Raw genomic sequence first — 11,322 nt, 5'->3', positions numbered from 1 at the left:
CTTTGTTTTTGGTCGAATAAGATTAGCAGATTATCGATTAATCCTATCTTTCAACTTACTTTCAAAAAATTGCACTTGATTTTAGAATTGGCGTTTTATTTTTTCTATTGATGATGAAAAAGAGTACTTTATAAGTATAAAAGATAATTTATCACAACTTTTAAATGAGTTGAAAAGCTATAAGGTAGACCCGATTAAAAACAGAGATGAAGAGTGGGTAAAACAGATTTATAGATACGCAAATAAATATAAAATTTCTAATAAAATCATACCAAGAAACTCTAATCTACTTAAAAAAATAACCACCTTAGATTTGAGTTCCAATAATCTATTGCATATTACTTCAGCTATATCAAACTTAGAACTTCTAGAAACATTAAATTTATCAAACAATAATCTTATCAATTTCCCAGATGAATTTTCAAAGTTAGTAAATTTAAAAGAACTAAATATATCAAGAAACAAGTTTGATAATATTCCTAAGGTAATTTTTGATATTGAATCATTAAAAAAACTTGATATTTCAAAGAATAATTTACATGATATACCCAAAGAGATTAAGAAAAACAGTAATCTTTGTTATTTAGACTTAGGAGGGAATTTCATAAGAAATTTGTACGCTGAAGTCCTTAAAGGTACTCTCTTTATGGGGAAATAGATTAAGCCATATCCCAGATAACATAACGCGATTAAAAGCTCTAGAAGAACTCAAACTTTGTAGTAATGACTTAAAGACATTACCTAAAAATATTACTGAATTGCTCAATCTCAATAACTTAGAAGTATTTATGAATCATGACTTAGTTCTATCAAAGAAACAAAAGAAATGGCAACTAAATATTGATGATTCACTATTTCTTTTTTAATCCAAGAAGAGTAGCTCTAAATATGAATTTAAAACATACATGGTATAATCGCGTAATTATTATAAAATTAAGGAATTTATTATGGCTCAAACTATAACAGAGAAAATATTTTCACAGCATGTTGGAAAAGAAGTTTTTGCTGGAGAAATTATTCGCTCAAACATAGATATGGTTATTGGAAACGATATTACTACACCTATTTCAATTAGTGCTTTTAATCTTAGCGGTGCTACTGAGCTTGCTAATCCAGATGGATTTTCTATCGTTCTTGACCACTTTATCCCTGCAAAAGATATAGCATCTGCTAACCAAGCTAGAATAAGTCGTGACTTTGCGAAAAAACATAATCTTAAAAACTTTTTTGATGAAAAAGACATGGGAATCGAGCACGCACTTTTACCAGAAAAAGGTCTTGTTGTTCCTGGTGATGTAATCATCGGTGCAGATTCACACACTTGTACTCATGGTGCTCTTGGTGCTTTTTCTACTGGTATGGGTTCAACTGACTTAGCATTTGCAATGATTAGTGGTGGGAACTGGTTTAAAGTTCCTGAGTCAATCAAAGTAAACCTTAGTGGTAAACCAGCAAAACATACAACAGGTAAAGATATCATTTTAGAAATCATTCGCCTAATTGGTGTTGATGGAGCCTTATATAGAACTTTAGAATTTACTGGTAGCACAGTTGCACATTTAAGTATGGATGATAGATTCTCTATGTGTAATATGGCAATCGAAGCTGGTGCGAAGAGTGGAATCGTGGCTTATGATGATACAACTGCAGAGTTTTTAGCTGATAAAGATCTTGCTCGTGAACCTAGAATTCACCAATCAGATGCAGACGCTACTTATGTTCAAACATTAAAAATAAACGTAGCAGAACTTGAGCCTGTAATTGCTTACCCTTTCTTGCCATCAAATGGTCACTCAATCACAAAAGCTGTAAGTGATAAAATTAAAATAGATCAAGCATTTATTGGTAGCTGTACAAATGGTCGTTTAGGCGATCTTAAAACTGCTTCTGAAATTTTAAAAGGTCAAAGAGTTCACGAAGATGTTCGTCTTATCGTAACACCTGGAACTCAAAAAATCCTAAAAGAAGCATCTAGACTTGGATACATGGATATCATCATAGATGCAGGTGGAGTTGTTTCAAACCCTACTTGTGGAGCATGTCTTGGTGGTTACATGGGGATTCTTGGTGATAATGAAGTCGCAGTCTCTACTACTAACCGTAACTTTGTAGGACGTATGGGCTCTCGTAGTTCTAAAGTATATCTTGCTAACTCAGCAGTAGCAGCTATTTCAGCTATTACTGGTTATATTTCAGACCCGAGATAATAATGTTTGATATCCCCTGTGTCATCTTTGCAGGTGGAAAAAGCAGCAGAATGGGAGAAGATAAATCTCTTCTCCCTTTTGCAGGCTTTGAAACTCTTACAGAGTTTCAACTCTCCCGTTTAAATAAAATCTTCAAAAATGTATATATTTCATGTAAAGAACAAACTAAGTTTAACTTTGAAGCAAACTTTATCCAAGATGCAAAGAGTACACAAACTTTTGCTCCAACTGCTGGTTTTGTTGCAATATTTGAAGAACTAAAAGAAGATTCATTTTTTGCTCTTAGTGTTGACGCTCCTTTTGTAAGCGAGAAAGAAATCATAAAAATCATAGATGCAGATACAGATGAGTTAGATGCAGTGATAGCTAAAACAGAGTTTGGAAATCAACCAATGTGTGGCATCTATCATCGTTCACTTGCTAAAGAATTTTCCAATATGCTACAAACTGACAACCATAAACTTGGGTTTTTACTAAAGTCTTCAAAAACCGAGTTTGTATACTTTGATGATGAAAAACCATTTTTAAACCTAAACCATCCACATGAATATGAAGAAGCACTAAAACTACTCTAATCAATATTTAACTCCTATTCGCTATAATATATAAAAAATAAAAAGAACTATAATGAATTTAACTCACCTAGACGAAAACCAAAGACCAAAAATGGTCGACGTATCTGATAAAAATCAATCAACAAGAGTTGCCGTAGCATCTGGAAAAATACAAATGAGCCAAGATGCTTATGATGCAATAGTTAGTGAAAAAACTAAAAAAGGTCCTGTTTTACAAACTGCTGTTATAGCGGCTATTATGGGTGTTAAAAAGACTAGTGATCTTATCCCTATGTGTCATCCTCTAAACCTAAGCGGAATAAACTGTGATGTACAAGAACTTCCAGAACTTCCAGGTTTTAAACTTAGTGTAACTGCAAAACTTACAGGACAGACTGGTGTTGAGATGGAAGCTTTAACAGGAACAAGTATTGGTCTTTTAACTATTTACGATATGGTAAAAGCAATAGATAAGGGCATGATAATATCAAATGTGCAACTAGAGGAAAAATCAGGAGGAAAGAGTGGAGATTTTAAACGATAGAACTGATAAGCTAGAACTTACTTATCCATGTACTTGGTCTTATAAACTTATTGCAGGTGAAAAAGAAGCTTTAGAAAAAGCAATACATGATGTTATTGTTGAAAGAGAGCACAAACTAGCTCACTCTAAGAACTCTAAGGGTGGTAAGTATGTGAGTATGAACCTTGATCTTCTAGTTCAGAACGAAGATGATAGAAACTTTATATATGAAGCTCTAAAGGCACACCAAAATATCAAAATGGTATTATAATAAAATTAAGGATTAGTAATGGATTTAGAAAAACTACAGACTGATATAAATGACTCGTATAACCATAGATTTAAAAGTGTTGACAAAAGAGTAACACATACTATTGATCATCTAAAAGATGAGCTAAATATTCAAATCAATGAACTAAACTTGAATGATATAAAAACGATTGCTACTACTATTTTAGATATTGAAACTAAGACTCTAAAATCTGATGTTGAATCTCTTTTAGCACAAAAAGAATTAATAGAGAGAAATCTTGAAAGAAAAGCTGAAGAGCTTCAAGAGTCTAAGTATGGTGTTTTTAATGCAATAGAAGTAAAACTTGTAGATCAAAGTGATGCATTATCTAAGCTTCATCAAGTTAAATTACAATCAATTGACCTTTTTGATTTTTTAAGTGAAATGGTTGAATCAGCTATTATTACTGCACTTGAAAAAGATACAGATGGTGATATCAGAGAAACTACTGAAGAGGTTATTAAAGATATAACTTTTGAAGCTATTAAAGAAGGTTCACTAAATACTATTAGAATCAGAAAAATACTTTCTACTATTCTTTACTCTGCGGTAGATATTGCTGAAGCAACTCCTACAAAAGCAGACGCTATATTAAATGCTACTCTTCGCGGTATGAGAGGCGGGCTTGTTCGCTCTATTGATAGATTTAAAAAGCGTTTAGCTTTTATGCCTGTTGAAGCAAAACATATCCTGATAGAAGATTATGACACTATTATGGAAGACCTAAATCAAACTGATACTCTTTTCTCTCAAGTTGTACAAACTCAAGCTAGTGAGAATTCTCAAGAGATAAGTAAACTACTTTTAGAGATAAACAAAGATATGCGTTATGATTTAGAAGAATTAGTTCATATTTCTAAAGAGACTGCTGATATTATGAGAGATAGATTCTCTACATTTGCTAAGACAGCTGTTAAGAAGGCAGATACTGCTCTAAAATCTGAAGCAGCACAAGAAGCTAAGCGAATGGGTAAACAAGCATGGGGAGTAGCTAAAACAGCTCTAGGAAGTGCAATTAAAACTGCTAAAGGTGCAATGGATAAAGAGAAGTAAAAACTCTTTATTCAATCTCTTCACAAGGTTTTGAGAACAGATAACCTTGTGAGAAGTCTACACCTAGCTCAACTAACGTATCATAAACACTCTGCGTCTCAACAAATTCAGCTATCGTTTTAATATTCATATTTTTTGCATAGAGTAAGATACTCTCAACTGTAATTCTTTGAGTTATATCTTTATCTATATTTTCTATTAATGATCCATCTATTTTTATATAATCAATATTTAACTTTGTCAAATAACTAAAGTTTGAGTAACCTGTGCCAAAATCATCTATAGCTATTTTACAACCATATTTTTTAACTTCTTTTATAAATAAATCCAACTCATTAAAATTCTCAATACCTTCTGATTCCACTATCTCAAGAACTACTCGATTTCCACAATTATACTTTTTTAAATTGTTTATCAAAACTTCTTTAGTTTTGTTTGACAAAATATCCTGTAAACATAGATTTATTGAAAACTCATAATCAAGATTTGAAAACTTTTTAAAAGTTTTTTCAATCATTGTCTTGGTCAGCTTGTAATAAAGTTTAGCTTTTTTTGAATGTTCTAAAAAGAAATATGGAGATACAATAGAGCCATCTTCTCTTTTTAGCCTTATTAGTGCTTCATACTTTACAATTTTCTTAGTTTTATTATCTACAATACCTTGAAAGAATGGTAAAAATCTATCTTCTGTAATTCCTAACTTAATGGCGTCTATAACTTCTATATTATTCTTAGTCTGATTTTGTAAAGATTTGCTCTCATTGTAAATAACTATTTTTTTATTACTTACTTTACTCTCTTTAATAGCTATATGAGAAAGTTTGTATATATCTTCTTTCTCACCTGATGAGATACCACAAGATATACTTGGGGAAATCTTATATCCATCCATCTTTAAATTAGTATTTTCTATGTGGTCTATTAAAGACCTAATGTCAATTTTAACATCATCACTAATCTCTTTATTTGAGTATAAAACTGCAAACTCATCACTACTTAGTCTATAAGCTTGTGCTTCGTTGATGATAATATCTTTAATGATTTGAGCAACTTCTTGAAGAACCTTATCTCCAATTTCATAACCAAAATAATCATTTATATCTGAGAACCTATCAATATTAATAAGAGCTAGAGTACTTTTTTTACTCGTTATAGCTAAAGCCCCAAGCAGTGCCTCTCTATTTTTTAAGCCTGTCAATTCATCTGTGAATTGCTTTTTAATGATTTTATCTTTTTCTATCAGCTCAGTAACATCTGTTCTTGTAGCGATATACTCGACAATTTCTCCATCATCATTTAGAATAGGCATAATTACCGATTTAACATAATACGAAATTCCATCTTTAGAAATGTTTTTTATAGTACTTCGCCATATTTTCTTATTTTTGATTGTATCCCACATATTTTTAAATATACTAGGATCATTCTCATCATGTTTTACAATATTATGACTCTTGCCCATTAACTCTTCTCTTGTATAACCTGATATTCTAGTAAAGGCATCATTTACATAAGTAATAACCCCGTTTGTATCAGTTTTTGAAACGATAGAACTCTCATCAAGTATTGTTCTATATTGATTGAGTATATTCATATTATCATCAAGCTCATCTTGAGATATATTTACTAGATGCGTAAGAGATTTAAGCATGGTTTGCTTATGTTCATGGTTAGCAATATCTTCATGTTCAGATATATTATTTGTCTCAGAGATAGATAAGGTTGTAGTTGTTATATTTAAAACTTTATTATCTCCATTAGAGTGAAAAAACTCCCCATATGTAAACATACCAACTGTTGGAGCTACAGCTTCAATAAGAGCAAATTCATTATTTATTTGTTCTTTTAAAAACAAATCTCTAACAGAACATGAGTATATATAAGTCGCTTCTACTGGCCTTAGAGCTATTTTTCTTGGTATTTTGGAGGCATTGTTTAGTATCTCTTCTATATTACCAATAGCAAAGCGTACTTTATCTCCATTATGAAAGTGACCTGCAAAAACAAAACCATCATCCTCTGTTACACTATGCATTGATCTTGCTATCATCACACCATTTTCAACTCGAACTAAAGGAAATTCTATTGCACTAGCTGGTAGATTTGAGATAATTTCTTCACCAAGATAATGTGAGAACATATCTTTAATAGGTATATTGTCTATTTCATATATAATATTTTTATCAGATTTAGTGATTAGCATCTCTTTACCGATAGTAGTCCATTCAAGAGAATATTCACTTGAGACATATAAACTATCACTACTCAGTGTTGCTAAGACTATTCCATCAAAATGTATCTTTTTATCTTTTATAATAAAGGTTTTTTTAAACTCAAAGTTATCCCCGGCTATACCACCGGCAACTGTAACAGCACTATTGATTGAAGTAAAACCATTTAAGAAAGATTCTGAATCACCTCTAAAAGCTTCACTTAAAGCTATCATAGCTTTTGTATCATACTTTATACACTCTTGCGCAGCTTTTATTCCTGTCTCAAAAGTTGATTCTTCATAAAAATATGTATTTATAGTAGTATTTTCAAAAATAGAAAAAGATATTTGAATTGTTTTTCTTTGAACTTTTCCATTGACAATCTCACCTGCAGTTGAGGCACCAATTATCTTAGCATCTGGAAGCTTATTGGATAAAAGTTCTAAAATAGGATGTAACTTTGAGGTGTCTGACTCACCACTTAAAAGCTGAATTAGTAAATTTGATTTTTTTAGTATATTTTCATCTATAAAAATATCTAATTCTGTTATATTTTCAAATTTATAATTTACTAACTTCATAAAACACCTATTATCTTGATTATTAAGAATGTATTATACTATTAAAACCATCATATAATATATAACTAAAAAGAGAAAAACTATTTTTGTAGTGGGTTAGTATTTTCTACTTTAACTCCACCAAGTTCAATGAGGATATTAGTAATTTCACTGTCTAGTTGTTTAATCTTTTGTAGCTTGTCTTTTTGCGTAATATTGAGTGATGCCGCCCATGCACTAAGTGTTGGCATTCCGATTACAATCTTATTTTCACCCTTCTTAATATAAGCGTACATAGAACAAGGAGCAAATATTGCAGCTTGAGGAAGAGGTTCTTTACCATCAAAAATTGTATATGAAAAAGATATATGACACAGAGACCATACAATATATTTCTCGAAGTTTGGCAATTCATCTTTTTCTGTGTTAAAGCTATATTTCATATCATAAAAGCCAGCAATAATATAACCTTTTTTCTCAAAAGGAGCTTCTAATTCTTCTTGAAATTCATCAAAAAAATCATCTATATCTTCTGGTTTTTCAAATGTTATTTCATAGTTCATCATGCTCTGTTTCGCAAAACCATGAATTTTTGTATATGTTTTTTTAACATTAAAAGTCTTTTCAATGAGTTCATCCATTGGCTTAAACATTTCTATGAATTTTTCTCTTAAATGATTATCTCTGATTTGTAGAATATCTAGAGCTGCTTCTGGTGTTATATGAGTTATAACACTCTTGTTATCAGATTTTCTTCTGTATATAACCAAGTTAAATGGAGTAAATCCACCAAGTCTTGGGTCTATGTTAAATAGTTTTCTTGCTTTGTCATCATTTATAAGAGAAGAAAAAGAGAGTTGAGATAGAGAAGTTTCTCCAACTTTTTTTTCATATACATTTTGTACATTATGATGAGCATCATTTACAAAAAAGCCTATTTTTTCTATATCTTTTGTAAACTGGAAAAAAGCTTTATCTATCTCTTTTGAAGAATTTTCTAAAGTATACTCAACTGCAAGATTTTGATTGTTACTAGCTACAAACTTGTCATTTGCGTTAAGAGAGAAAAAGCTAGCACTAAATAAGAGTGTTAGTACTAACTTTTTTATTGTGCTAGTTTTCATCTCTATTACTCAGTAAGTTCTGTAAGGATATTATTAATCATCCCCTGAGCTTCGTTAAGTGCCGCAACTGCTTTTTCATCCTTGATATCAAGTATTTTAATCCAATTATTTACACCTAAGTATCCTATATAAACTTTGCTATCGCCTTTTTTCTTATACACATACATTGTACAAGGAGCATATGCACCAGCTTCAGGATGCAGTTTTGACACTGGGTAGATTACATCAAATTTACAAACAGAGTAGGTAATAAAAAAGTCATATTCTTCATATTTTGCAGCTTCAAATATCTCTTCAACTAGATTGGTATAATTAGGCATTAAAAAACCAATAGGCTCCATCTCTCCTTCAAACTCATTCTCAAAATCTTCTCTCCACTCTTCTAAATCAGTACCTTCTTCAAGCTCAACACTAAAAGCTTGAGCATAGTTATCTGTTTTGCTCTCAACATTATGGTTTAGTTTCTTATACTTACCCTTTGGTAATGCTAGATGCAGCGCTTTGTCTGTTAACTTAGCATAAGCTATCAAATCTGGATCAGTTACTGGTACACCAGTTGTTCTAGCCATACCTTCAAGAGTTAAGGTAGAGATGTTCATACTTCCTTTATCTGAGTAAATAGACATAGTAAGCGGTGTTAATACACCAAATTTAGGATATTTTTTTATTAGTTTTAGAGTTAATTCATCACTACGAAACATAGCAAGATTGTATGTTTTGTAATGTAGTTTTGTAAATCTAAGTTTAAATGGTTTATTCATATCGTTGTTTCCACCGATTGATAAACCAGAAGATGCAAAGGCTGCAGAAATAGTTTTAGGTGTAATATTCCCATTTGTATTATCTGTTGTAAATACTTGTACATTTTGTTCTATAGCAGATGCAGAGATTGCACTTAAAGATATAACAAACAAAGCACTAACAAACATAGTATATATTTTTCTCATTTTTCTTCCTTCTTTTTTTAAAGTATAAATAATAAAACTATTTAAAAATAACTTTATCACCTTTAGATATTCTCCCACCATTTATGACCTTAGCAAAAATTCCTCTATCATTTTGGAGTAGTGTCGGTAAGCTTGCATCTACCTTTGATAAACCCTTACATATGGTACAGTTTTGACTTATTTCTAAGAGAGTTTCTCCTACTTCAAGTCTGTCACCAGGGCTAAGATGATAAGGGTTAACATCAAGTAAGATATTTTCCCCAAGTGAACTATATGGAGTCTCTATACCATTTTCTTTTGCTAAATTATAACTATCTACTGAAGTAATTAATATAGCTCTTTGAGTATTTTTTGCGTAAAACTTATCTTCTCTCACACCTTGGGTATCAACAATAAGACTCTCTTGTTGAGATCTAGTATCTTTTCCCTTTATAGATATAAATAGTTCTAACACTATTCCTTGAGTATTATCTGTCATACTAACCCTTATAGTTCTTCATTGAAATCAGCTTCATTTACATAACTTTCAAATTCCATTGTTTTATATGATTTGGAATCTATATATTTTAAGATTGAAAAAAATATTTTCTCATCCTTGTAACCAGGAACGGCATATATAAGTTTATTGTTAGAATCAAAGAAAAGTGATGTTGGGTAAAAGTTATATCCTATATGTTTAGCAAAGGCACGACCATTACCAACAAAATCTTTATACATAACCTTATCTTTTTCATTGATATTTATATGAACAAAGACAAACTTTTTCTTTATCAAAACCTTTATATCTTCATCATCAAGAGTAAATTCTTTCATACTCTCACAATAACCACAATCTGTTTGATGTAACCAAACAAAAAGATGCTTGCCCAAAGAAACTTCTTTTTTAACAATCTTATCAATATAGATTTCTCTTGAGAAAAGTGTTGCTTGGATGATAATACTAATAAGAAAAGTTTTAATCAGTAACTTTAGCAAAATATATATACCTCTAAATTATTAAAGGATAAGATTATTTTATCTTACCCTTACCTTTTCCTGTTTTACCTTTACGGTCTACCCAAGTCATAAGTACTTTATCGCCTTTTTTAAATATTTCACCTTTAAACTGAAACTTTAAAATAGGATTTTTAGATAGGAACTGACTAGTTGACATATCTAAAACTGTCTCGCCGTTACAAGTTGCACTAACGTGAGTAATAAAGTTTGCATCATCTTTATTTCCAGTTTTTTTCTCTGCTTGATTGTATGTAATCATGTTGTGCTTAGCCATAGCTTTTACTTTAACTACGCCTTTTTTTAATTTTGCTTTTACTTTCATAATATTCCTTTATTGTTTTTATGTTCTGTGTTGCGTCGGATTAACCTTCACAACCACCTTTTGCAACATTTAATTTTTGTGTAGCTGAGTAAAGCTTGCCATCTTGACCTTCAACGATCACTTTAACACTACCAGGATTACCCATCTTGATCTTAATCGAGTAAGTAGTCATATCATATTTACCTACAGTGTATACACAAACTGCAGCTTCAGGATTAGCATCTTGAAATACAGCTATAGTTTTAGCAGGTATCTTTGTAGAAAAATCTAATGGAATAGCACCACCATTAGCAGCTGTAGCCATTTTTCCAGAGTCAAAAGCAACATTTGCTGCCTTTAGTTTTACTCCCTCTTCTATAGTAGCTGTTGTTCCGTACATAGCCTTTATAGCCATGTCCATCTTGTGCGCGCTCCATACTGCGGGTTTTAATTTTCTATAATCCTCTGCTCTTACACTTGCAGGTGCTACTGCCAAAGCTAAAGCACCAACTGTTAAACTTAAAAATTGTCTTCTTTGCATGATCTTTCCTT

General features: G+C 31.2%; 14 protein-coding genes. 7 read left to right on the top strand and 7 right to left on the bottom strand.

What is annotated here, in order from left to right; genetic code table 11:
- The first annotated feature begins 169 nt into the window (after positions 1-169).
- The 7 genes from QZZ48_RS04055 to QZZ48_RS04030 all read left to right on the top strand — a co-directional run bounded on the left by QZZ48_RS04055 (position 170) and on the right by QZZ48_RS04030 (position 4,629).
- Positions 170-658, top strand: coding sequence for a leucine-rich repeat domain-containing protein (locus QZZ48_RS04055; RefSeq protein ID WP_294962231.1), 489 nt, complete (start codon positions 170-172; stop codon positions 656-658).
- A complete protein-coding gene (locus QZZ48_RS15790; protein WP_366755901.1) occupies positions 612-866 on the top strand; it encodes a hypothetical protein in 255 nt (84 codons plus the stop codon). The genes QZZ48_RS04055 and QZZ48_RS15790 overlap by 47 nt, the downstream gene beginning before the upstream one ends.
- An 81-nt stretch (positions 867-947) precedes the next feature.
- Entirely contained in the window at positions 948-2,207 is a 1,260-nt protein-coding gene (locus QZZ48_RS04050; protein WP_294962229.1) for a 3-isopropylmalate dehydratase large subunit, read from the top strand.
- Between the two features lie 2 nt (positions 2,208-2,209).
- Positions 2,210-2,782, top strand: a complete 573-nt coding sequence (gene mobA / locus QZZ48_RS04045) for a molybdenum cofactor guanylyltransferase MobA (protein ID WP_294962227.1) — start codon at positions 2,210-2,212, stop codon at positions 2,780-2,782.
- Positions 2,783-2,834: 52 nt separating this feature from the next.
- Positions 2,835-3,305, top strand: coding sequence for a cyclic pyranopterin monophosphate synthase MoaC (moaC, locus tag QZZ48_RS04040; protein WP_294962225.1), 471 nt, complete (start codon positions 2,835-2,837; stop codon positions 3,303-3,305).
- Positions 3,286-3,555, top strand: coding sequence for a DUF493 domain-containing protein (locus QZZ48_RS04035; RefSeq protein ID WP_294962223.1), 270 nt, complete (start codon positions 3,286-3,288; stop codon positions 3,553-3,555). Before moaC ends, QZZ48_RS04035 begins: the two co-directional genes overlap by 20 nt.
- 18 nt (positions 3,556-3,573) lie before the next feature.
- Positions 3,574-4,629, top strand: coding sequence for a DUF6781 family protein (locus QZZ48_RS04030; RefSeq protein WP_294962221.1), 1,056 nt, complete (start codon positions 3,574-3,576; stop codon positions 4,627-4,629).
- Between the two features lie 7 nt (positions 4,630-4,636).
- Here QZZ48_RS04030 and QZZ48_RS04025 read toward each other — a convergent pair whose 3' ends face one another.
- From QZZ48_RS04025 to QZZ48_RS03995, 7 genes are all read right to left on the bottom strand, one after another.
- Positions 4,637-7,423, bottom strand: coding sequence for an EAL domain-containing protein (locus QZZ48_RS04025; RefSeq protein ID WP_294962219.1), 2,787 nt, complete (start codon positions 7,421-7,423; stop codon positions 4,637-4,639).
- 80 nt (positions 7,424-7,503) lie between these two features.
- Positions 7,504-8,526 carry a hypothetical protein gene (locus QZZ48_RS04020; protein WP_294962217.1) on the bottom strand — a complete coding sequence of 341 codons (1,023 nt, stop codon included), beginning with the start codon at positions 8,524-8,526 and terminating at the stop codon, positions 7,504-7,506.
- Between the two features lie 5 nt (positions 8,527-8,531).
- A complete protein-coding gene (locus QZZ48_RS04015; RefSeq protein WP_294962215.1) occupies positions 8,532-9,473 on the bottom strand; it encodes a DUF302 domain-containing protein in 942 nt (313 codons plus the stop codon).
- Between the two features lie 37 nt (positions 9,474-9,510).
- The gene (locus tag QZZ48_RS04010) at positions 9,511-9,951 is read right to left on the bottom strand and encodes an MOSC domain-containing protein (protein WP_294962213.1); all 441 of its coding nucleotides are present in this window, start codon (positions 9,949-9,951) and stop codon (positions 9,511-9,513) included.
- Between the two features lie 8 nt (positions 9,952-9,959).
- On the bottom strand, positions 9,960-10,448 hold the full coding sequence (locus QZZ48_RS04005; RefSeq protein ID WP_294962211.1) for a thioredoxin fold domain-containing protein: 489 nt from the start codon (positions 10,446-10,448) through the stop codon (positions 9,960-9,962).
- Positions 10,449-10,482: 34 nt separating this feature from the next.
- Positions 10,483-10,791, bottom strand: a complete 309-nt coding sequence (gene soxZ, locus QZZ48_RS04000) for a thiosulfate oxidation carrier complex protein SoxZ (protein ID WP_294962209.1) — start codon at positions 10,789-10,791, stop codon at positions 10,483-10,485.
- Positions 10,792-10,831: 40 nt separating this feature from the next.
- A complete protein-coding gene (locus QZZ48_RS03995; RefSeq protein ID WP_294962207.1) occupies positions 10,832-11,311 on the bottom strand; it encodes a thiosulfate oxidation carrier protein SoxY in 480 nt (159 codons plus the stop codon).
- Positions 11,312-11,322 lie beyond the last annotated feature (11 nt).

This window comes from Sulfurimonas sp. (genome assembly GCF_016744025.1).
Taxonomy (GTDB): Bacteria; Campylobacterota; Campylobacteria; order Campylobacterales; family Sulfurimonadaceae; genus Sulfurimonas.
The sequence above is the reverse complement of the archived record's forward strand: the minus strand, read 5'-3'. Positions and strand labels throughout refer to the sequence as shown.